Annotated in this window: 24 protein-coding genes; 7 read left to right on the top strand and 17 right to left on the bottom strand. The window is 64.9% G+C overall.

The window, feature by feature from the left end:
- Positions 1-25: 25 nt before the first annotated feature.
- Positions 26-301 (bottom strand): hypothetical protein, encoded by a 276-nt coding sequence (locus K3148_RS00420; protein ID WP_221425394.1) that lies wholly within the window; start codon positions 299-301, stop codon positions 26-28.
- Between the two features lie 107 nt (positions 302-408).
- Between K3148_RS00420 and argJ the strand changes: the two genes are divergently transcribed.
- From argJ to K3148_RS00440, 4 genes are all read left to right on the top strand, one after another.
- On the top strand, positions 409-1,635 hold the full coding sequence (argJ, locus tag K3148_RS00425; protein ID WP_221425395.1) for a bifunctional glutamate N-acetyltransferase/amino-acid acetyltransferase ArgJ: 1,227 nt from the start codon (positions 409-411) through the stop codon (positions 1,633-1,635).
- Between the two features lie 29 nt (positions 1,636-1,664).
- Entirely contained in the window at positions 1,665-2,429 is a 765-nt protein-coding gene (locus K3148_RS00430) for an inositol monophosphatase family protein (protein WP_221426561.1), read from the top strand.
- A 102-nt stretch (positions 2,430-2,531) separates the two neighbouring features.
- Positions 2,532-4,733: an RNA degradosome polyphosphate kinase gene (locus K3148_RS00435; RefSeq protein ID WP_221425396.1), complete on the top strand. Its 2,202-nt coding sequence runs from the start codon at positions 2,532-2,534 to the stop codon at positions 4,731-4,733.
- A complete protein-coding gene (locus tag K3148_RS00440; RefSeq protein WP_221425397.1) occupies positions 4,730-6,268 on the top strand; it encodes a Ppx/GppA phosphatase family protein in 1,539 nt (512 codons plus the stop codon). Before K3148_RS00435 ends, K3148_RS00440 begins: the two co-directional genes overlap by 4 nt.
- Positions 6,269-6,271: 3 nt before the next feature.
- On the opposite strand, the gene K3148_RS00445 is transcribed toward K3148_RS00440, so the two are convergent.
- From K3148_RS00445 to K3148_RS00455, 3 genes are all read right to left on the bottom strand, one after another.
- Positions 6,272-6,691, bottom strand: a complete 420-nt coding sequence (locus tag K3148_RS00445) for a DUF805 domain-containing protein (RefSeq protein WP_221425398.1) — start codon at positions 6,689-6,691, stop codon at positions 6,272-6,274.
- A 17-nt stretch (positions 6,692-6,708) separates the two neighbouring features.
- Entirely contained in the window at positions 6,709-7,107 is a 399-nt protein-coding gene (gene apaG / locus K3148_RS00450; protein WP_221426562.1) for a Co2+/Mg2+ efflux protein ApaG, read from the bottom strand.
- 268 nt (positions 7,108-7,375) lie between these two features.
- On the bottom strand, positions 7,376-7,987 hold the full coding sequence (locus tag K3148_RS00455) for a 2-hydroxychromene-2-carboxylate isomerase (protein ID WP_221425399.1): 612 nt from the start codon (positions 7,985-7,987) through the stop codon (positions 7,376-7,378).
- 121 nt (positions 7,988-8,108) lie between these two features.
- Between K3148_RS00455 and K3148_RS00460 the strand changes: the two genes are divergently transcribed.
- Positions 8,109-8,522: a DUF6628 family protein gene (locus tag K3148_RS00460; protein ID WP_221425400.1), complete on the top strand. Its 414-nt coding sequence runs from the start codon at positions 8,109-8,111 to the stop codon at positions 8,520-8,522.
- On the opposite strand, the gene metZ is transcribed toward K3148_RS00460, so the two are convergent.
- Together metZ and K3148_RS00470 are read right to left on the bottom strand one after the other, a co-directional pair.
- On the bottom strand, positions 8,519-9,724 hold the full coding sequence (metZ, locus tag K3148_RS00465) for an O-succinylhomoserine sulfhydrylase (RefSeq protein ID WP_221425401.1): 1,206 nt from the start codon (positions 9,722-9,724) through the stop codon (positions 8,519-8,521). The genes K3148_RS00460 and metZ overlap by 4 nt on opposite strands.
- Positions 9,725-9,764: 40 nt before the next feature.
- Positions 9,765-10,304: a TetR/AcrR family transcriptional regulator gene (locus tag K3148_RS00470; protein ID WP_221425402.1), complete on the bottom strand. Its 540-nt coding sequence runs from the start codon at positions 10,302-10,304 to the stop codon at positions 9,765-9,767.
- A gap of 67 nt (positions 10,305-10,371) precedes the next feature.
- Between K3148_RS00470 and K3148_RS00475 the strand changes: the two genes are divergently transcribed.
- Positions 10,372-10,761 (top strand): hypothetical protein, encoded by a 390-nt coding sequence (locus K3148_RS00475; protein ID WP_247711599.1) that lies wholly within the window; start codon positions 10,372-10,374, stop codon positions 10,759-10,761.
- 43 nt (positions 10,762-10,804) lie between these two features.
- Positions 10,805-12,076, top strand: a complete 1,272-nt coding sequence (locus K3148_RS00480; protein ID WP_221425403.1) for a phospholipid carrier-dependent glycosyltransferase — start codon at positions 10,805-10,807, stop codon at positions 12,074-12,076.
- Positions 12,077-12,080: 4 nt separating this feature from the next.
- On the opposite strand, the gene K3148_RS00485 is transcribed toward K3148_RS00480, so the two are convergent.
- The 11 genes from K3148_RS00485 to K3148_RS00535 form a co-directional block, all read right to left on the bottom strand.
- On the bottom strand, positions 12,081-13,172 hold the full coding sequence (locus K3148_RS00485; protein ID WP_221425404.1) for a glycosyltransferase family 2 protein: 1,092 nt from the start codon (positions 13,170-13,172) through the stop codon (positions 12,081-12,083).
- A 31-nt stretch (positions 13,173-13,203) separates the two neighbouring features.
- Positions 13,204-14,271 (bottom strand): 3-isopropylmalate dehydrogenase, encoded by a 1,068-nt coding sequence (gene leuB, locus K3148_RS00490; protein ID WP_221425405.1) that lies wholly within the window; start codon positions 14,269-14,271, stop codon positions 13,204-13,206.
- A gap of 1 nt (position 14,272) precedes the next feature.
- On the bottom strand, positions 14,273-14,869 hold the full coding sequence (gene recO / locus K3148_RS00495; protein WP_221425406.1) for a DNA repair protein RecO: 597 nt from the start codon (positions 14,867-14,869) through the stop codon (positions 14,273-14,275).
- Between the two features lie 32 nt (positions 14,870-14,901).
- A complete protein-coding gene (locus tag K3148_RS00500; protein WP_040965904.1) occupies positions 14,902-15,147 on the bottom strand; it encodes an accessory factor UbiK family protein in 246 nt (81 codons plus the stop codon).
- Between the two features lie 31 nt (positions 15,148-15,178).
- Positions 15,179-15,733, bottom strand: a complete 555-nt coding sequence (locus K3148_RS00505) for a TspO/MBR family protein (protein WP_221425407.1) — start codon at positions 15,731-15,733, stop codon at positions 15,179-15,181.
- A gap of 74 nt (positions 15,734-15,807) precedes the next feature.
- Positions 15,808-16,533: an SDR family NAD(P)-dependent oxidoreductase gene (locus K3148_RS00510; RefSeq protein WP_221425408.1), complete on the bottom strand. Its 726-nt coding sequence runs from the start codon at positions 16,531-16,533 to the stop codon at positions 15,808-15,810.
- On the bottom strand, positions 16,530-17,549 hold the full coding sequence (locus K3148_RS00515; RefSeq protein ID WP_221425409.1) for an NAD-dependent epimerase/dehydratase family protein: 1,020 nt from the start codon (positions 17,547-17,549) through the stop codon (positions 16,530-16,532). The genes K3148_RS00510 and K3148_RS00515 overlap by 4 nt, the downstream gene beginning before the upstream one ends.
- Positions 17,550-17,600: 51 nt before the next feature.
- A complete protein-coding gene (locus tag K3148_RS00520; protein ID WP_221425410.1) occupies positions 17,601-18,452 on the bottom strand; it encodes a hypothetical protein in 852 nt (283 codons plus the stop codon).
- Between the two features lie 50 nt (positions 18,453-18,502).
- Positions 18,503-19,855, bottom strand: a complete 1,353-nt coding sequence (gene gorA, locus K3148_RS00525) for a glutathione-disulfide reductase (RefSeq protein WP_221425411.1) — start codon at positions 19,853-19,855, stop codon at positions 18,503-18,505.
- A gap of 68 nt (positions 19,856-19,923) precedes the next feature.
- Entirely contained in the window at positions 19,924-21,291 is a 1,368-nt protein-coding gene (locus tag K3148_RS00530; RefSeq protein ID WP_221425412.1) for a DEAD/DEAH box helicase, read from the bottom strand.
- A 222-nt stretch (positions 21,292-21,513) separates the two neighbouring features.
- On the bottom strand, positions 21,514-21,918 hold the full coding sequence (locus K3148_RS00535) for a GtrA family protein (protein ID WP_221425413.1): 405 nt from the start codon (positions 21,916-21,918) through the stop codon (positions 21,514-21,516).

The raw sequence follows: 21,918 nt of genomic DNA on the forward strand, positions 1-21,918 counted from the left end.
TCAGGAAACGGGAGCTGTCGGAAAGCTATTCGTAAGCGCGGTCGGCGCCGAACATTACCGAGGGAATATAGACGGTAACCGGTTCCTGCTTCTTGCAGGGGGTCACCTTTTCGCCGCGCAGCTTCTGCTTGCGCTGCTTTTCCACGCAGGCATCGCGCGTTTCACGGCTCTCGGCATCGCGGCTGTCGCTGGGTCGTTCGACGCCCACGCCGACGGCGCTGTTCACGGCTGCGTGCACAGGCGCACCCATCGCGGCAAGGCCGGTAAGGAGGGCGATAAGGGCAAGCAGTTGGCGAACCATGATCAGGACAGATAGCGCACAAAGATGAACGATAAAAGACCGGGCGCAATTTTTTGCGCATTTGCGCGCGCTTGCCTGCCCGATTGCGTCAGTATAGCGCGCGAAGCATGGACCTTGCCCCCTCCCCCCTCGCCCGCCCTTTTCCCGATCTTCCGGCCATCGAAGGGGTCACGCTGCGCGTCGCCCGGGCGCGGTACAAGAACTGGGACAGGGCCGACCTGACCTTCGCCGAGCTGGCGCCGGGCACAACCGTTGCCGGCGTCTTCACCAAGTCCGCCTGCGCATCGAGCGAGGTGGAAATGGGGCGCGAGCAGGTGCGGCTGGGCGAAGCGCGCGCGCTGATAGTCAACGCAGGCAATTCCAACGCCTTTACCGGTATTCGGGGGCGCGAGGCGGTGGAGCAGATCATGGCGCAGGTCGCCGAGGCGCTCGATTGCGAGCCGAGCGCCGTGTTTGTCTCTTCGACGGGCGTGATCGGCGTTCCGCTGCCCAAGGACAAGGCGCGCGCAGGCGTTGCCGCCGTTCTCGAAGCCGAACCCTGCGGGTGGGAGGAGGCGGCAGCCGCCATCGGCACCACCGACACCTTCAACAAGGGCGCGGGCGCGTCCGCCATGCTGGGCGAGACCCGGATCGAACTGGCCGGGATCATCAAGGGCAGCGGCATGATTGCGCCCGACATGGCGACCATGCTCGGCTACATCTTCACCGACGCGGCAATCGAAGCGGCGTTCTTCCAGGAGATGCTGTCCAAAGCCAACGCAGCGACCTTCTCCTGCATCACGGTGGACGGCGACACCTCAACCAGCGACACAGTGCTGGCTTTCGCCACGGGCGCTGCGGGCAACGCCCCCCTCGCCTCGTGGGACGATGCGGGTGCCGACGCCTTCTACGCCGCCCTGCTCGACGTCTGCCGCGAACTGGCCCAGCTTGTCGTGCGCGATGGCGAAGGCGCGCAGAAGTTCATCGAGATCGCGGTGGCAGGCGCCAAGGACGATGAAAGCGCCCGCCGCGTGGGACTGGCCATCGCCAATTCGCCGCTGGTGAAGACCGCGATTGCCGGCGGAGACGCGAATTGGGGCCGCGTGGTCATGGCGGTGGGCAAGGCAGGCGAACCGGCCGATCGCGACCGGCTCTCGATCGGCTTCGGCGGGACCTGGGCCGCGAAGGACGGCCAGCCGCTGGCCGACTATGACGAGGCTCCCGTGGCAAAGCATCTGGAAGGCGAGGACATCCGCGTGGACGTCGATCTCGGTATCGGCGAAGGCCGCGCGACTGTCTGGACCTGCGATCTCACGCATGGCTACATCTCGATCAACGCGGACTATCGCTCTTGAGCGCGCTCGACGCCGAAATCCTCGCCCTGATGCAGAGTGCGACCAAGGAGGCCATCCTCCCGCGCTTTCGCAACCTTTCCGAAGGCGAAGTGGAGGACAAGGGCGGCAACGATCCCGTCACCATTGCCGACAAGGAGTCCGAAGCCCTGCTGCGCGAAGGCCTGACCCGGCTCGACGGCAGCCTCGGTTTTGTGGGGGAAGAAGCCGCGCATGCCGATCCCTCGATTCTCGAACGGCTCGATGCGCCCTGCTGGATCGTCGATCCCATCGACGGGACGCGCAATTTCGCCAGCGGCAAGCCGCCCTTCGGCATCATCATCGCGCGCGCCGAAGGCGGGTTCACCCAGTCGGGCTGGCTCTACGATTGCCTCACCGGGCGCTTTTGCGCCGCGCACCGCGGCAAGGGTGCCTCCGTCGACGGTACCCGCATCCAGGCACGTGCCACGGGCCGCACCCCGCCTATCGCCGCAATCTCGCTGATCTTCATGGAGGAGGAGCGCCGCCAGGCCACCCGCCGCCATATCTCGCCCAATTACGAGCTGGTCGACATTCCCTTTTGCGCAGCCGAGCAATATCCGCGCCTTGGCCTTGGCGAGAACGACGTTTCGATCTTCGAGCGGACGCTCGCGTGGGACCACGCGGCGGGCGCGCTGTGGCTGGAAGAAGCGGGCGGAAAGGTCGCCCGGCCCGACGGCTCGCCCTACCGGGTGGACGAATGGGACCGGAAGGGCCTGCTCGGCGCCTCGACGCCGGAATTGTGGGAGGAACTGGCGCAGCGTTACGCGCAAATGTGACGCTTGTCTGACGCAGCGTCGGGATCGGTGGCGGGTCGAAACGCTTTTCAAGTACGAGCCCCCGGCCTACCCTCCCCGACCATACGATACGAAAGGTGCCCCGTGACGCTTGGCGATACCCCCGCGCCCGACCTCGAAACTGCCGGCAAGGAGCCGGACGGTGAAAGCGCGGCACTCGCGCCCGAAGCTCCGGAAGATCGCTACGTCAATCGCGAGCTGAGCTGGCTGAGCTTCAACCGCCGCGTCCTCGCGGAGAGCGAGAACACCGATTACCCGCTCCTCGAACGCCTCCGCTTCCTGTCCATCTCGGGCAGCAATCTCGACGAGTTCACCACCGTGCGCATCGCCGGGCTCGAAGGGCAGGTGCATCGCGGGATCGAAACCACGGGGATCGACGGGCTAAGCCCGCGCCAGCAGCTCGACGCGATCCGGGAGCAAGTGCTCCAGCTGGAGGACCGCCAACAGGAAAGCCTCGAAGTGCTGCGGGGCCTGCTCGCCGACGAGGGCATCGTGCTCGCCGTCCCCGACGAACTGTCCAAGGACCAGCAGAAGTGGCTCGAGGACTATTTCGAGCACGACATTGTCCCGCTCATCACCCCGCAGGCGATCGATCCCTCGCACCCCTTCCCCTTCGTCGCGAGCGGCGGGATGGGTGTGTTGTTCCGTCTTAAGCGCGGCAAGCGCAAGGGCGAGCTGGTCGAGATGGTCCTCATCCCTAGCGGGGTCCCGCGCTTTGTGCGCGTGCCGCAGGACAAGGGCGAAGAACAGGCGATCTATGTCCCTATCGAACAGCTGGTGACGCGCTTTGCCGACCAGATGTTCCCCGGCTTCAAGATCCTCGGCGACGGCATTTTCCGCGTCCTGCGCGACAGCGATATCGAGGTGGAGGACGAGGCGGAGGATCTCGTGCGCTATTTCCGCACCGCGATCCAGCGCCGCCGCCGGGGCCGCGCGGTGCTGCTCGAAGTCGACGACGAGTGCGATGCGGCGGCCGAGGCCCTGCTGCGCGAGCAATTCGATGTCGATGCGGCGATGATCGTGAAGACCGGCGGGATGCTGGGCTTGTCGGATCTCGACGCGATCTGCGGCGAACCGCGCCCCGACCTCAAGTTTCCGCCCTTCTCGCCGCGCTATCCCGAGCGCGTGCTGGCCCATGACGGCGATGTCTTTTCCGCCATCCGCGAGAAGGACATGGTCATTCACCACCCCTACGAAAGCTTCGAGGTGGTGGTCGATTTCCTCCACCAGGCCGCGGTCGATCCTGCAGTCGTGTCGATCAAGCAGACGCTTTACCGCGCGGGCGACCAGTCGCCCGTGATCGCCGCGCTGGTCGAGGCGGCGCAGAACGGCAAGGCGGTAACGGCGGTCGTGGAATTGAAGGCCCGCTTCGATGAAGAGCGCAACATCCGCTGGGCCAACGAACTGGAACGTGCGGGCGTCCAGGTGATCTACGGCTTCACCGAATGGAAGACCCACGCCAAGGTCAGCCTGGTGGTCCGGCGCGAGGAGGATGGCTACGCCACCTATTGCCACTTCGGCACCGGCAATTACCACCCGATCAACGCCAAGATCTACACCGATCTCAGCTACTTCACCGCCGACCAGACGCTGGGCCGCGATGCGGCGAAAATGTTCAACTTCATCACCGGCTATATCGAACCGGATGACCTCGAGGAGATCGCCATCTCGCCCATCGGGATGCGCGAGAAGCTCTACGATCTGATCGATGTCGAGATTGCGAATGCCAAGGCCGGCAAGCCTTCGGGCATCTGGGTGAAGATGAACTCGATCACTAACCAGGCCATTATCGACAAGCTTTACGAGGCCAGCCAGGCCGGTGTCGAAGTGCGGATGGTCGTGCGCGGCATCTGCTCGCTGCGTGCCGGAATTCCGGGCCTGTCGGAAAACATCAGCGTCAAGTCGATCATCGGCCGCTTCCTCGAGCACGCGCGCATGTGGGCCTTTGCCAATGGCAAGGCGATGCCGAGCCGACAGGCGAAGGTCTATCTCACCAGCGCCGACGCGATGAGCCGCAATCTCGACCGGCGGGTGGAGGTGATGGTGCCGATCACCAACAAGACCGTGCACGACCAGCTCCTGAAACAGGTCATGCTCGCCAATATCCTCGACACCGAACGCAGCTGGCGGCTCGACGCGGATGGACAATATCGCCGCATGGGCAAGGGCGAGGAGGGCTTCAACTGCCACCAGTATTTCATGTCCAACCCCTCCCTGTCCGGACGCGGGTCGGCGCTGGAGAAGCATGACGTGCCGCACCTCACCCTGCCGGGCGCAAAGGCATGAGCCGGGGCCGCACCCGCATGCCGCAATGGCAGCGCCGCCTGATCCACCCGCCCCGCGCGGTGATCGACATCGGGTCGAACACTGTCCGTCTCGTCATCTATGAAGGCACCGGGCGCGCGCCGGAGACCGCCTGGAACGAGAAAATTGCCGCCCGGCTCGGCCGCGACATTTCCGATACCGGGCGAATCCCCGAGGAGGCGGCCAGCGAGGCCCTGGCCGCCTTGGCGCGGTATCGGATCATCGTCGAGGACCGGAAGATCGAGGACGTGCAGACCGTAGCCACAGCCGCCGCGCGCGACGCGACGAACGGCGCGGAGTTCCTCGAAAAGGTCGCCGACCTCGGCCTCGATCCACGCCTGCTTAGCGGCGAGGAAGAGGCCTGCGCCTCGGCCTTCGGAGCCATCGGGGCCTTTCCGGGAGCGCAGGGGATCGTAGCCGATCTGGGCGGCGGCAGCCTCGAGCTGGTGTCCATCGGCGAAGGCGATTGCCGCGATGCGGTGAGCCTGCCTTTCGGCACCCTGCGCCTGCCCGCCTTCCGCGCCGCCGAGAGCGATCTTGCCGACACCGTGCGCGAGCATCTTTCCGATGTCGGCTGGGTGCGCAGCCACACGGGCCCTCTCTACATGATCGGCGGCACCTGGCGCGCGCTGGCCTATTACGCGATGAAGGAGGCCGATTACCCGCTGAGCGATCCGCACGGCTACATCCTCTCGGTCGAGGACGCGCGGCGGCTGGCGAGCGATTTGATCGATGCGTCGCCAGACAAGCTCCAAGACATTTCCGGCATCAGCGAGATGCGCGCTTCCTACCTGCCCGATGCGGCGGCGCTGTTGCTGCCACTGCTCGACGAGCTGGAACCCGACCACCTCGTCTTTTCGAGCTGGGGTATTCGCGAGGGCCTGCTCTACTCGCGCCTGAGCGACCTTCAGCGCTCGCTCGACCCCCTTCTGTCGGGTGTCCACGCCTTTGCCGAGCCGCGCGATGCTCCGGTCATCGATGCGACGCGCGTGGCGGGATGGACGGTCGATCTTGCCAACGGCAACGGCAAGAGGAACGAGCGCCTGCGGCTGGCAGCGGCCCAGCTGGCGTCCGCGCTGCAGCGGGTCGAGCCGAACCTGCGCATCCATCATGCGAAGGAGTGGTCGCTCGACAAGCGCTGGATCGATTGCAGCCCGCGGGATCGCGGCATGATCTGCGCGGCGCTGTTCGGGAGCTTGGGAAAAACCGAACTGCCCTCCAAGCTAAGCGATCTGGCCAGCGAGGGCGACCTGCGCGAAGGCATAACCTGGGGGCTGGGGTTCCGGCTCGCGCGGCGGTTGGGGGCGGGTTCGCGCCTAGCGCTTGCCAACAGCCGGTTGCGGCTGAAGCCGAAGGCGCTTGTGCTTTATCTCGACGAAAGCCGAGCCCCTCTCGCCACGAGCCTGCTGACACGCGATTTCGAGATCCTTGCCGACTGGCTGGGCCGCGAACCGAAGATAAAGATCGGCGAATACGAGTTCGAAAGGGAGCTGGAAGAGACCGCCGAAGTCGACTGAATCTCAATCCTCGGAAAAGCGCTTTTCGGGACGTTTCCAACTGACACCGTCGGGCGGTTGTGCGCCCCAGCGGTTGTCCCCGGTTTGGCCCCGCACGAGCCCCAGCCACACCAGCAAGACAAGGAAAGCCAGATTGAGCAGCCCTAGCGGTGTAAGCGCCTCTTCGTAACCGAACCTCGCGAGAACCGTGAAGCTGAGGAGTGCGTGTAGAATGACTCCCGCCAGCGCGTATTTTGCCGAATAGCCGATGTCGTGCAGGCGTGTTCCGGCAAGGATCGCCAAGACGACTTCGATTGCCCCGGTCCCGCCCTGCTCGCCCACGATCCCGAAGGTCACCAGGATGCCCACGATCGCGACGATCCCGATAAGGTTCGCCCAGTAGGTCGCGCGGTTGATGCGGTATCCGACGATACGGTCGAGCATGCGCGCGGCCCGGAAATTCAGCCCGCGGTTGCCGGTGCGGCAAGCGGGAAGAAAGGAATGCGCACTTCGAAAGGCGTGCCGTCCTCGCGGTGGAATGTGTAAAAGCCTTCCATCGACCCATGCGGCGTGTCCAGCGGACAGCCCGACACGTAGTCGTGACTGTCGCCCGGATTGAGCACCGGCTGTTCGCCCACGACACCGTCCCCGTCGACATGCGCGACCAGTCCCGCCCCGTCGGTGATCCGCCAGTGACGGGTCATCAACTGGACGCGTTCGTGCGAGGCGTTCTCGATACGGATGTGATAGACCCAGAACCACTTGTCCGCCTCGGGCTGGGATTGCTCGGGCAGGAAGTTCACCGCGACCCGCACGGTGATGCCATCGGTCATGGCGCTATGCTGGAAAAGCTCCTTGATCACGCCCTCAACCTAATGGCTGTGCCCGGTCGCGCAAGGGGGCCATCGGCCTTATCCCACCGTCTTAAGATCGGTTAACCGCACATGATGAAGAATTCATAAGCAGCATGCGCCACTTTCTGTTCAGGGAAAGGGGTAGCGCCATGCTGTTCGCATTCATAAACCGGCTAATGGCCGACCAGGACGGGGAAGGACGCATCGAACTGATGCTCGCCGCGCAGGTCGTGCTCGCCGTCATCGTCCTCTGATATAGAGGGCCTAGCAGCCCTCAGGGCTTGCCACCGCCGAGATAGCTTTCGAGCTGTTCGAGGCGTTCCTTGCCGAACCACATTTCATCGCCGACGAAGAAGGTCGGGATGCCGAACGCCCCGCGTTCGACCGCGCGGGCTGTGTTGTTGGCGAGTTGCTGTTTCACCGCATCATCCTGCGTGCGCGCAAGCAGGCTTTCCGCATCGAAGCCGGCCTTGGCCAGTTCGCGGCCTACGGTTTCTGCATCGCCGCAATCGATATTGCGCTCCCACACGGCGGGCAGCAAGGCATCGACCAGCGCCTGGCGCTGAGTTTCGTCTTGTGCGGCAACCAGCACGCGCTGGAGCAGGATCGAATTGAACGGCAGGTCGGGGCGCATGGAGAAGCGATCCATGCCGTGCCGATCGAGGAAACGCCGGAATTCCAGCGCCGCATAAGGCACCTTCCCCTTCACATCCGCATCGCGCATCATCGGCGGCGCATTCCCGGTAAGCTTGTGCATCCCGCCGAGAAACACGGGCGTGACCACCAGCTCCGAACCCGTCCGCGCCACGATGTCCTTCAGCGGATACCACGCGAGGTAGCCATTCGGCGCGGCGAGATCGAAGATGTATTCGACGGTTTTGGACATTTAGGTTCCCTTCGGTCCAGCTCATTTCAGAGTGTGCGCCGAAACACAAAGCCGATGCGCAAATGAATTCCTTCTTGCGAATGCATCGCATTAGCATATGTTCTCGCGAGAAGGAGATTGCATGGCCCGTCCAAATGATTCCCACGCCCTTGCCCAGCCTCTTCCGGCCAGCCGGCACGAGACCCTCGGCCTCGTGCTGATGCGCCGGCTTGCCAGCCATGGTCTCGAGGATGCGCGTGCGACCATGCTCGCGCTCGATGCCGCCGGGGGCGACTTCCGCAAGCTGCTCGTGCTCGCCCGCGCTCTGGTGCTTGAACTGGCTCGCACTTCGCAGCGGAAGATCGTCCTTGCTCCCTGCTGTGCGGCAGGAATGACTCAGGATGAAGGTTTGTTGATCACGATGATCGGAGGCGCGGGTCTCGACGTTCATGGCGCGCTGACAGACGACGCCCGTTGTCCGGCCGCAATGACGACAGCCCATGCCTTGGGCGGAGAGCTCGAGCGGATCGCAATCCGCAACGGTTGGCCCGTCTAAAGCCCCGCCGCCTTCAGCGCGCGGTCGAGGTCTTCCTTCACATCCTCGACATCCTCAAGCCCGACATTGATGCGCAGCAGGCCCTCGGTCACACCCATCGCTTCGCGGTCCTCGGCGGTCATGCCGGCATGGGTCGTGCTCGCCGGGTGGCACATGAGGCTGCGCGCATCGCCGATATTGTTGGAAATATCGACCAGCTGGAGCGCGTCGAGAATGGCAAAGGCGCGTTTCCGGCTCTCGACGTCGAGCGCGAAGATGGGGCCGGTGGCGGTCATCTGCTCCAGCGCCAGCGCGTGGCGCGGGTGGCTTGGCAGGCCGGGATGGAGGATGCGAGGCACACGCGGTTCGATGAACTTGCCGAGTTCGACCGCGTTCTCGCTCTGCTTCATCGCCCGCAGGCTCAGGGTTTCGAGGCCTTTCAGGACCACCCAGGCGTTGAAGGGTGCGATATTCGGGCCGGTGTTGCGCTGGAAAGGCAGCAGGACCTCGTCGATCCATTCCTGCGAACCGCACACGGCGCCGGCCAGCACCCTGCCCTGCCCGTCCATCAACTTGGTCGCCGAATAGGCCACGACATCGGCGCCCAAGTCCATCGGACGCTGCAGCGCGCTGGTGGCAAAGGCGTTGTCGACCACGGTGGTGATGCCGTGCGCCTTGGCCACCTCGCACACGTGCTTGAGATCGACCACGTCGAGCGTGGGGTTGGCGGGCGTCTCGAAGAAGAAGACCTTGGTGTTGGGACGGATCGCCGCCTCCCACGCGTCGTTGTCCGCGCTGTCAACGACCGTCGTCTCGATCCCGAAGCGCGGCAGGAGATGGTCGAGCAGCCAGCGGCAAGACCCGAAGGCCGCCCTCGCCCCAACCACATGATCGCCGGCCGACACCTGGCACAGCAGCGCGGTGGTCATCGCCGCCATCCCGCTGGCCTGCGCGCGGCAAGCCTCGGCGCCCTCCACTAAAGCAATACGCTCTTCCAGCATGGCGACCGTTGGGTTCTGGAGCCGCGAATAGGTCATACCCTGCGCTTCGCCCGCGAAGCGATCGGCCACCGTCTGCGCGTTGTCGTAGGTGTAGCCCGAGGTCAGGAACAGCGCCTCGCTCGTCTCGCCATGCTCGCTGCGCCACGTGCCGCCGCGCACCGCCTGCGTTGCGGGGCGCCATTGCGAGGTGATCGAGCGGTCGGTTCCGGTGGTCTTCTTCATGGCTGGCGGGATAGCACGCAGGCGCGGCGCTTCAAGCGGGTCAGCCTTCCAAGGCGGCAAGCCCTGCTTCGCCCACTTCCCCAAGCCCGAGCGAATCCATCATGAGCGAGCCTTCCACGGCCAGCGCCACTAGCCGCGCGCCGGCTTTCGGGTCGGGGTCGTCGGGCGGAAGATGCGCTTCGAACCATGCAAGCTGGCTGTCCATCATGGCAGCGGCGCTGGCGCGGTAGGCAGCATTGCCCTTCGCCGCCCCGGCGACGATTTCCCACCACAGCCTGAGGAATGGCGCGAACATCGGTGCGCGTCCAATTGCAAGAAGCCTCTGCGCGCACTCGCGGCGCGAGGCGGCAGGTGCGGTCGGCCACGCCATTTCGAGCGCCTGAGAATACATGCCTGCCACATGCTCCAGCAGCGCGGTGACCAGCCCGTCTTTCGACTTGAAATGATAAATGAGCATGCGGTCGCTTGTCCCTGAAGCCTTCGCGAGCGGACGCAAGCTCGCACCAGCCAAGCCATGCTCCAGCACATGAGCGGCCAGCTTGGGCAAAAGCGTGTCAGGGGACTGGCGGGGATTTTCCATTGACTATCTGTAGCGAGTGCTACACTCAGGCCGTGTAGCGACCGCTACATAAATTCGGGAGTCACCAATGACCACTCTGGAAATCCTCTTCTTTCTGGGCGCCGTCGGTGCGGCGCCTGCGATTCTTCTTCTGGCATTGCGCGGCCGAGTGCAAGAGAGCTGGGGGATAGCGGCCGCCCTCGGCGCGGCCTTCATCGCCTTCAGCGCCATCCCGATCACGCAGGAGGGCTATCTCGGTTTCCTGCCTAACCACACCCAGGATTTATGGGGAACGCAGGTGTGGTACGACCTCATCATCTGCGTCGTCATTTCGCTCATCTTCATTGTCCCGCGTGCCAAGGCCGTGGGCATGCGCGTGCCCTTGTGGGTGATCGCAGTGGGACTGACCGCCTCTCTATCGCTTCTCCCGATGGTCGCTCGCCTGTTCTGGCTGGAAAGCCGCGCAAAAGCGGCGTGAAGCCGCTTGCCGGGCGCGCAGTGCTTTCCTAAGCCCCGCTGCGATGAGCCGCGCGCCCGAGCAAACTGTCGATCCGATCCGCTGGTGCGCCGCGCTGGCGTTTACCTTCTGGGTGGCGGTGCTGTGGAACCTCGCGATCCCCACCGCGCCCTATTTCGACGAAGTCCATTACCTCCCTGCCGCGCGCGACCTGCTCGTGCTTGGCGAGTTTTCCAATCGCGAGCATCCGCTGTTCGGCAAGGAGATGATCGCGCTGGGCATCGAGGTTTTTGGCGACAATCCCTGGGGCTGGCGCCTAATGTCCTCGCTCGCGGGGGCGCTGGCGCTGTTCGCCGTCATGCGCGCCGTATGGTTCGCAACTCTCAGCCGCTACGCCACGCTGACGAGCGGCGTGCTGGTCGCAACCGGCTTCCATCTGTTCGTTCATGCGCGCATCGCCATGCTCGACATTTTCATGATCGCCGCGCTCGCGGTCGCTTTCTGGCAACTGGCCGCCGCGATGCGCGAACCGGAAACGGGACGGAGGCGCCTGATCTTCGCAGGTATCGCGCTCGGCCTTGCGATGGCTGCCAAGTGGAACGCTCTGATAATCGCTGCGCTTCCGGGCCTCGGCTTCCTTGCGCTGCGCTGGTTTGCGGGACGCCGCCGCCTTTTGCTCAGCCGTCGCGGAATGCCGGTGCCGGGGATCACGCTGCTCGAAGCCTTCGTGTGGCTCGGCCTGCTGCCGCTCGCGGTCTACTGGTTGACCTTTTCGCCCGGCTATTTCTTCGCCGTGAACCCGATTGCCGAAGGGATCGTGGCACACCACCGCGTGATGCTGGACCTCCAGACACAGGTTCTGCCGCCGCACAACTACCAGTCGACCTGGCCGGAATGGATCGCGAATTGGCGCGCGCTCTGGTATCTTTACGAGCCTGTCGACGGGGCGCAGCGAGGCGTCATGCTGATCGGCAATCCGCTGACCATGCTGCTCGGTCTCCCCGCCCTCCTGTGGTGCGCGTGGCAGGGGATTGCGGCGCGGCGACCGGCGCATGGCGCACTGGCGCTGCTTTATGCGATATCGCTCGGCTTCTGGATCTTCGCTGCCAAGCCGGTGCAGTTCTACCACCACTATTTCCTGCCGGGCACCATGCTGCTGGTCGCGCTGGCGCTGGCGCTGGACGATTTGCGGAGCGCGGGTTGGAGGCGAACCGCGTGGATCGTCCCGGCGGCTAGCCTAGTGGTTTTCGTCTACTTCTACCCCATCCTCGCCGCCGAATCGCTGGCGGGCCCGATGAGTTTCAAGGCCTGGGCCTGGCTCCCCTCGTGGAAATGACCGCTCAGTAGCGGCCCCAGACGAAGCGGCTCGACAGGGCATAGTTCCAGACCGAGCCGATGGCGATCCCGACCAACGCGGCAAGCAGCGAATGGAGCCCGCGTGCATACAGCAGGCTCGCCACCGCCACGTTCGCGAGCGCACCAACCGTGCAGGCGACCACAAAACTCGCCCAGCCCCGCAGCAGCTTGCTCGCCGTTTTTAGCCGCCGGTCGCGATAGGTGAGGAAGTTGTTGAGCCAGAAGTTGAAGGTCATCGCGCCCAGAGTGGCGATGGCCTGGCTCCAGGCGAACTGTGCCCCCGCGGCCAACAGGCAGAGGTAGAGGATCGCAAGATGCACTCCGACGCCCAGCGCGCCGACCGTGCCGAACAGGGCAAAGCGCGTGGGGATGATCCGTCCGAAGCTCTTGTCGTAGAGCCCGGCGAGGAAGTCGACCGCGATCGCACGGTCGAGCTTGCTTTCGCCCGACCGCCGCGCGGCAAACTGCATGGGCACTTCGCGCACGCGCAGCGGCGTGTCGGCGGTCGCGAGCAGGTCGAGCAATATTTTGAAGCCGATCCCCGAAAGGCGCGGCACAAGCGCCAGCGCGGTCTGCGTGCGAAGCAGGAAATACCCGCTCATCGGGTCGGTGAGGTCCACGCCGGTCAGTTTGCGCGCGAGGCGGTTGGCGACACCCGACAGCTTTTCGCGCCCCGGATTGGCCCAGTCCTTCGTGCTCGCGCCATCGGCAAAGCGGCTGGCGACGGCGACATCCGCCTCGCCCGAACGGACCGCCTCCAGCATCGCCACGAGCAAGGCCGGATCGTGCTGGTGATCGGCATCCATCACCGCCACGAAGGGCGCGGCGGTAGCGCAAAAGCCCTCGATGGCCGCGCTTGCGAGGCCGCGCCGTCCGATGCGATGGATGACGCGCACCCGCCCGTCCTCTCGCGCAAGTCGCCGCGCCTCTTCCGCCGTACCATCGGCAGAATTGTCATCGACGACCAGCACTTCCCAACCCTCGGCCCCGAGCGCCTGTTCGATCCGCTCGACCAGCGGAGCCAGGTTCTCGCGCTCGTTGAGCGTGGGCAGGATAATCGCAAGCTCGAGCGTCATGCGCGCGGCGTGGCGCGCTTTCGCTTCGAATTCAAGACTCTGCGGTGAGAGCGTCCAGCACGGCGTCGCCGATCTGGCTGGTCGAGGACGTCCCGCCGAGGTCCGCCCCGCGTATATCGCTCGCCACGACCTTGGCGACGGCGCGCTCGATCCGGCCCGCCTCCGCTTCACGACCCAGCGAATGACGCAACAGCATGGCGAGGCTGAGAATGGCCGCAATGGGGTTCGCCTTGCCCTGCCCCGCTATGTCGGGCGCGCTGCCGTGAATCGGTTCGTAGAGGCCAAACGTGCCGTATTCGGTCTGCCGCTCGCCCATGCTGGCGCTGGCCAGCAACCCGATCGAGCCCACGCAGGCGCTCGCCTGGTCGGAGAGGATGTCGCCGAACAGATTGCCGGTCAGGATGACATCGAACTGGCCCGGGCTGCGGACCATCTGCATGGCCGCGTTGTCGACATACATGTGATCGAGCGCGACATCGGGATAGTCCTTCGCCACTTCCACCACAGTCTCGCGCCAAATGCGGCTGGTTTCAAGGACGTTGGCCTTGTCCACGCTGGTCAGCCTGCCCCGGCGTTTTTGCGCGGCGCGGAAGCCGGTGTGGGCGATGCGGCGCACTTCGGCCTCGTTATAGGACATGGCGTCCCACCCCTCGCGCCCGCCCTCGCTCGTGCGTTCGCCCTTGTCGCCGAAATAAACGTCGCCGTTGAGTTCGCGGACCACCAGCAGGTCGATCCCGCGCGCGATCTCGGGTTTGAGCGAGGACATATCTTCCAGCCCCGGATAGCCCGCCGCAGGGCGCAGGTTCGCAAACAGGCCAAGCTCGCTGCGCAGGCCGAGGATCGCCTGTTCGGGGCGATGTTCGCGCGGCAGATCGTCGCAGTCGGGGTCGCCCACCGCGCCGAACAGCACGGCATCCGCGGCGCGGGCCATCTCGATCGTTTCCTTCGGCAGCGGATGGCCGTGGCGCTTGTAAGCGATGCCGCCGACATCGCCTTCCCACGTGGTAAGCTGAGGAAGCGACAACGCATCGAGCACCCGTACGGCCTCGGCGGTCACTTCGGGTCCGATACCGTCGCCGGGGAATATCGCGAGTTTCATGTCAGGCCATCCGTTCGAGCCGCTGCATCAGGAGTACCCGTGCGGCTAGAACGTCGGCGCGGGTGTCGGCAAGCAGGTAACGGGCAATCGGGGCCTCGTTTGCGCGCAGAATTTCCAGAGCTTGCTCAAGCCCGCCTATCACGGGCTTCGCGCCGCCGTAGCCAAGCTCGCGCAAGAGCAACACTTCGTAGGCCGCCAGGGCCGCCGCCCAGCCTCGCGCCGAAGGGGCGTTGCAGATAGCGTCGAGCAGGGCCGCAAGCGCGCTGTAGAGGCTGGGATAGGGATTGCGCTCCGGCAGGGCGCTGGCGGTCAGCGCGCAGGTCCAGGCGATGGCGGCAGCAGGCAAGGGCTCGGTCAGCCATGGCCCCCGGCTTTGCGCCAGTTCGAGCCGCGCAAAGGGCAGCTGGCTGTCGGACTTGGCGCGGACTTCCGCTTCGACGAGATTGCCCGGGATCACGACCGGGCGCAGCTGCCGCCCGCGCCCTCCCGCGACATAGGCCGCCACGACGCCGCTCTCCTCGGTCAGGAGGCGCGCGATCACGGCCGTCTCGCCATGCGGTCGAGCGGCAAGCAGGACAGCAGGCGCGCGCAAATGCATCGCGCCGCCTTACCTGCCAGCAGGGGCCGGTGTCACTTGTGCTTGGCTTCCAGCGCCGTCACGCGCGCGGCGAGGTCTTCGGCCTGTTCGCGCGCCTTGGCGGCCATCTGCTTGACCGCGTCGAATTCCTCGCGGGTCACGAAATCCATGCCGCCGAAGGCTTCCTTGGCCCGTTCGCGCGCAGTCTCACGTGCTTCGCGGGTCATGCCGGCCAGCGTACCGGCCGCCGAATTGGCGAGTTTGACGAAGTCGGCGATCATGGGGTTCTGGCTCTGCATGGCCGCTATCTAGGCGTGCGCGCTACGGGATTCAATTGCCGATCCGCACTCGCTCGATCCGCTCACCCTGCGCGCCGCCGTCGGCATCGGGGTTGAGGCGCAGGAACTCGTAATTGAGCAGCGCGGCAAAGCAGATCCACGCGAGATAGGGCAGCAACAGCACGGCCGCGAGCCGGCGCACCTTCCAGAACAGCGCGATGACCGCGAGCAGCGTCACGATCATGAGCCCGATCACCACCAGCGCGCCCGTGATCTGCTGCAATCCGAAAAAGACCGGCGACCAGGCGAGGTTGAGCGCGAAATGCACGGCGAAGACCCACAGCGCCGCCGTCCGCCCGCGCGCGCCCCAGGCCGAGGCGACCAGCGCAACCGCGAAGCCGATCATGATGTAGAGGATCGTCCAGACAATGCCGAACCACTTGGGCTCGGGAAAGATGCCGGGCTTGGCGAGCATCCGGAACCACTCGGTATCGGGCGAACCGATCCGGCCCGACAGGAAGCCGAGCAGCAGGCAAAGCGGCACGAGGAACAGTGCCCAGCGGATAAAACTAGCGCGCAGCTGCCCGCGTGAAGCCAGCATGTTCATGATTGATAGTCCCTCGATGCGCCCCGAATCGTTAGCCATCTTGTGGCGCGGCATTGCACGGGTTGCAATCGCGCTCAAAAACGCAGCAGGATCTTCTGCACGAGTTTCGGCGAGATCGAGTGCAGGCTTTTGAGCGTCTTCACGAGGCCGATGTGTGCCTCCTCGCGGCGTTTCTCCATCGCTTCCACGATCGCCGCGGCACAATCGGGCGCGGACATCTTCTTCGCCTCCTGCCCCCGCGTCATCTCGGTATCGACCATTGGCGGCAGCGCCTCGAGCACATGGATGGCGCTTTCGCGCAGCTGCTCACGCGCGGCGATGGAATAGGACCTGAGGCCCGCCTTGGTCGCGCAATAGAGTGGCGCCGAGGTGCTCGGCGTGATGGCGAGGCCCGAGGTGACGTTGACGATCATCGGATCGCGCCCGGCTTTCAGGTTCTCGTGCAAGCGGGCCGAGAGCAGGATCGGCGCGGTGAGGTTGGCGTGAATGTTGGCCTCGATATCGGCCGAGCTTGTCTTGCCCTTGCGGTAATCGTGCTCCAGCCCCATCCCGGCGTTGTTGACGAGGATATCGAGCGGCGCGTCGCCCCAGGCAGCGACCACGGCGTCGACGCCCGCCGCGTTGGCGAAATCGGCCTCGATCGTGCGGAAGCCTTCCGCTTCCATCGCCGCCAGCTTTTGCGCGGCGCGCCCGGTCACCGTCACCTCGGCCCCGCGATCCCGCAGCTGCAGCGCCAGTTCGCGCCCGATGCCGTCGCTCCCGCCGGTGACGAGGATGCGTTTGCCGGCAAAAGTCGTCATGCCTTCACGATGCCCTTGGCGACGAGGCTCTTCACCGTGTCTTCCAGCGTCTGTTCGGCGGGGATGTAGGTGAAGCCGAGCTTTTCCTCGGTATGACGCCCCGAGACATCGCGTACATTGCCAAGCTCGCCCTTGATCTGGCGCATTTCGGGCATGAACAGGGCGAGGAATTTCGCGAGCCAGTCGGGCATACGGCGCGTTGGCACCTTGCCTGCATGCTGCGGCACACGGGCGCGGATCGTGTCGGCCATCTCGCGGATCCACATAAACTTCTGTGAGGTCGGGAAGCGTTCGCCGCGCACAGTTTCCGCAGGCGCTTCCAGCGCGCGGACATGCGCCTCGCCCACATTGCGCAAATCGGTGATGCAGATGCCCACGTTGGGAATGAGCGGGATCGAGCCGTCGACGATCTTTTTCACCATCTCGACGCTGGTGGACATGTCGTCGTCATAGACCGGGCCGAAGACGGCGACCGGGTTGATGGAGCAGAACACCATGTCGGGCGCGTTCTGCGCCACCCAGTCGCGCGCGGCGCGCTCGGCCACGGTTTTGGACTGGATATAGGGCGGCGGGTTGGCGGTGAGATCGGTCCAGTCGGTGTAGTCGAAATGGTCCTTGTCGGGCTGGCCATAGGCGATGGCGGCGGCCGAGCTGGTCTGCACGAAGCGCTTCACCCCCGCCTTGTGCGCAAATTCGAGCGCACGCAGCGTGCCGTCGCGCGCAGGGATGATGAGATCGTCGGCGTTCTTCGGCACATCGAGCGGGAATGGCGAGGCGACGTGCGCCACTGCGTCGCAGCCCGCATTGGCCTCGGCCCAGCCATCGTCGGATAGAAGATCGGCGGAGAAGACCTTGAGCTTCTCGCCAGCATCGGGCCAGCGCCTACGCAGCTTCGGCTCGCTCTTCGCGGCATCGCGGACCGTGGTGTGGACCGTGTATCCCTTGGCCAGCAGCCGGTCGATGACCTCGCCGCCGATATAGCCGGTGCCGCCGGTTACAAGAACAGTGCCTGCCATTGGTTTGCCTCCCTTTCGGGCGAGCCTAGGCGAAGGGTCTGCGCGCTGCAATCAGCCTTGCGGGGGTGGAGGCGGCACGACCGGATCGCGCAGATGCGGGTACTGGGTCAGGAACCGCTCCTGCGATTCCGGCGAACCGACCACGTGGATCTCGCCCGGCCCGCAATTTTCGAGGATTTCGCGCTCCAGTTCGGGCGCAATATAGGCCGACGGCGGGCCGCCCCAGTTCATCTGCTCGCCAATGCGGGCAAGCGTGCGCCCCGAAACCCGGTCGCGCAGGATATAATACCCTTCGCCATCGACATCGAGCCCGATTTCCTCGTGGAAGAAGGCCAGCTTCTCGGGCTTCCCTTCACCGAGATCGCCGTAGACACAGCCATCCCGCAATTCGACCCTTCCCCATAACAGCGCCTCGTTCTGCGCACCGGTGCGCGCGGTCGAGGCCGGCCAGACGCGGATACCCGGACTGGCCGTATCCGAGACCCGGGGGAGAACGAGTTCGGGCACGAAGGTCCAGGCGATATGGGTCGGAACGCTCCAGCCATTGCGCTGCGCCCAGTCCTCGAATTCGCTTTCGGTCAGGCCAGTGTCGATGGATTTGACCGGTCCGTCGGGGCCCTTGCCCGCAAGGCCATAGCCGTTCAGCACCTTGCGCGCGTCGAGCCGGGCAATCCAGCGTTCGCCGATTGCCTTTGCATCGGCGGGCAGCGGCGAGCTGGCCTCGCGGCGGACCCAGCTGCCGGTGCCGAGCGCCGGCTCGGCCAGAAGCGTCTTGTAATCGGGTGTCGGCGCGCTCGTCTGCGTGGCGTAGGTCGCCGCATCCTCCGGCGCGGTCTGCGCTGCCTCGGGACTGTCGTCGGCAGGAGCGCAGGCCGCACAAACAAGCACTGCTAGGCTCATCATCCTGATCATGCGTGCATTTTCCGCGCTCCGGACTGTCCAGAGGCTGAACGTCAGCGCATCAGGACCAGTTCCTCTGCCATGGTCGGGTGGATGGCCGTGGTCGCGTCGAAATCGGCCTTGGTCAGCCCTGCTTTCACGGCGATGGCGGCGGCCTGCATCATTTCGGGTGCTTCCGGCGCGATCATATGGATGCCGACGATCCTTCCACTGTCGCCATCGCAGACCATCTTCATCAGGCTGCGCTCGTTGCGACCGGCAAGGACGTTTTTCATCGGGCGGAAATCGGAGAGATAGACCTTCACGCTGCCGAGCTTGTTCTTCGCTTCGCCCTCGGTCATGCCGACAGCGGCAATCGGCGGGTGGCTGAAGACGGCGCTTGGGATGCAGCTATGGTCGACCGCGACCGGTTTGCCCTTGCCAAACACGGTGTCGGCAAAGGCCTGCCCTTCGCGAATGGCCACCGGGGTCAGCTGCACGCGGTCGGTCACGTCGCCCACGGCGTAGATATGGTCGACACTGGTCTTGCTGAAGCGGTCGACCTTGATTTCGCCGTTTTCGCCCAGTTCCACGCCTGCCTTGTCGAGGCCCAGGCCTTCGGTGTTGGGCACGCGGCCCACGGCAAAGAGGACACAGTCGGCCTTCTCCTCGTCGCAGTCCGACATCTTCACGAAATAGCCGCCTTCGTCACACGGCTTGATGTATTCGAAGGTCGTGTTGAAGCGGAACTTGATCCCCTTCATCGTGCTGATCTGCAGCAGGCGGTCGCGCACGGCCTCGTCATAGCTGCGCAGCAAGCGGTCGCCGCGATTGACGATATGCACATCGCAGCCGAACTCGTTGAACACGCCGGCAAATTCGTTGGCGATATAGCCGCCGCCCGCGATGATGATCTTCTTCGGCAGTTCGTCGAGATGGAAGGCCTCGTTCGAACTGATCGCGTGCTCGGCGCCCTGACATTCGGGCATGCGCGGCCGTGCGCCGGTGGCAATTAGGATATACTTCGCCGTGAACTTGCGCCCACTGGCCAGCGTGATCTCGTGCGGGCCGGTAATCTCGGCGCGCTCCTTGAAGATCGTGACCTCGTGATTGTTCAGCGTGTCGGTATAGGCGCCTTCGAGCCGGTCGACATCGGCCAGCACGTTGTCGCGCAGCTTGGCCCAGTCGAACTTCTTCTCGCCGATCTCCCAGCCGAAGCGCTGGCAATCCTCGAGGTCCTCGGCGAAATGCGCGCCGTAGACGAGCATCTTCTTGGGCACGCAGCCGCGAATGACGCAGGTCCCGCCGACGCGATGTTCCTCGGCAATCGCGACCTTCGCGCCGTGCGCAGCCGACACGCGGGATGCGCGCACCCCGCCCGAACCGGCGCCGATGGTGAAAAGGTCGTAATCGTAGGTCTCGGCCATAAGGCGCTCCTGTCTGCGTGAGCGCGCGATATGGCGAGTGGCGGCTGCAAGGGCAACCGCCGCTTCACTCAGCCCTGGCTGCGACGACGATTCCGGTTGCGATTGCGATTGCCGCCGGGGCGACCACCGGGACGCCCGCCCTGCCCTGCACCGGCAGGCTTGCCCTTACGCGCCGGGTGCTTCTGCTTCGGCTTGGGCTTGGCGGCACCGCCCATCGGACGGACCTTGGGCTTGGCCATGCGCTGCTTGGGCTCGCGCTTGGTCGGACCCACGCCTTCGACCACCGCGCGGAAATTGTCGGGCAGCGGCAGACGCTCGAATTCCGCGTCGGTTTTCTTGCGGATGTCCTTCAAATAATCGCGCTCGTCCTCGGCGCAGAAGGCGATGGCGACACCGTCACGGCCCGCACGCGCGGTACGGCCGATGCGGTGGACATATTGCTCTGGCACGTTGGGCAGTTCGTAATTGATGACGTGGCTGACGCCCGGGATGTCGATACCGCGCGCAGCGACATCGGTGGCGATCAGGATCGGCGTCTTGGCGCGCTTGAATTCGTCCAGCGCACGCTCGCGCTGCGGCTGGCTCTTGTTGCCATGGATAGCATTGGCCGGGATGCCAGCCTGGCCGAGCTTCTTCACGATCCGGTCGCAGCCATGCTTGGTGCGGGCGAAGATCAGGACGCGTTCGAACTTGCGGGGGACCTGGTGGCGTTCAGACAGGACCAGTTCGAGGAGCGTCTGCTTCTCGTCCTGCTGGACCATGAAGAGATACTGGTCGATGCGTTCGGCCGTGGTGCTTTCGGGCGTCACGCTGACTTTGACCGGGTTGCGGCAATATTTGCCGACCAGTTCCTGGATTTGCTTCGGCATGGTGGCGCTGAAGAAGAGCGTCTGGCGGTCATCGGGCACAAGCTCGCTGATCTTGCGCAGCGCGTGGATAAAGCCGAGGTCGAGCATCTGGTCGGCCTCGTCGAGCACCAGCACTTCGACACCGTCGAGGCGGAAGGCTTTCTGGTCGATCAGGTCGAGCAGGCGGCCCGGCGTGGCGACAAGGATGTCGGTTCCGCGGTGCAGCTTGTTGCGGTCCTTGTTGACCGAAGTACCACCCACGATGGAGTGCACCTTGAGTCCCGCGAGAGCGCCGTAATCCTTGGCGCTCTCGGCGATCTGGCCCGCCAATTCGCGCGTCGGGGCGAGAACCAGCATTCGGCAGGATTTGAACGGCGTCTGCTTGTCGGCATCGCGCAGACGGTCGATGCTGGGCAGCATGAAGGCGGCGGTCTTGCCGGTGCCGGTCTGAGCAATACCCATCAGGTCGCGGCCCTCGAGCACGGGGGGAATGGCCTGCGCCTGAATCGGGGTCGGCTCGGTATAGCCCTTCATGTCGAGGGCCTGGAGCACGGGCTGCGATAGCCCGAGGTCAGTGAATTGTGTCATGGATAAACTCGCAAAATATGCGGCGCGCTGACGGATTCCGGGCGGAATCGTCGCGCGGCGCGGGGGTTGGAACCACCCGCGTGAAAAGGGAAGTCTGGAAAACTGGACCGAGGCGCGGCCGGGGCAATGGATGTCTCTCACATCGCCGCTTCACGCTGGCTTGCGCGCTTCGATGGGCGCCATGTGGATGCTGCAGTGCAAAAAGTCAATGCGCGGCGCGTGTCAGACCTGCTTGAAGTTCAAAGCGGCGTTGAGGACGAACACCGTCAGCCCCGCAAAGACCGACACGATGACGCGCGCGACCAGATAATTTATCGGGGTCCAATGGGTCAGCACCCAGAACAAGCCGACCGTCACGATGAGGCCGACAATCGCGTTGCCGAGGAACAGCGCGTAGCCGGTCGAAAGCTTGCGCTCGGACCCTGCAAAAATCCAGGTTCGCCCGAAAACATAGTGGATCGAATTAGCGATGAGGAAGCTGATGCCTGTCGCCAGCACCGGATCGACACCTGCCTGCTCGACCAGCAGCCACAGCACGCCCAGCCCGACGAGGAACACGCCGGTGCTGACCACGGTGTTGCGCCATAGCATGCCGCCCGCACGGCGGGTGAAGAACCGTTTCAGCAT

Origin of the sequence: Qipengyuania aurantiaca (genome assembly GCF_019711375.1) — a bacterium.
GTDB lineage: Bacteria > Pseudomonadota > Alphaproteobacteria > Sphingomonadales > Sphingomonadaceae > Qipengyuania > Qipengyuania aurantiaca.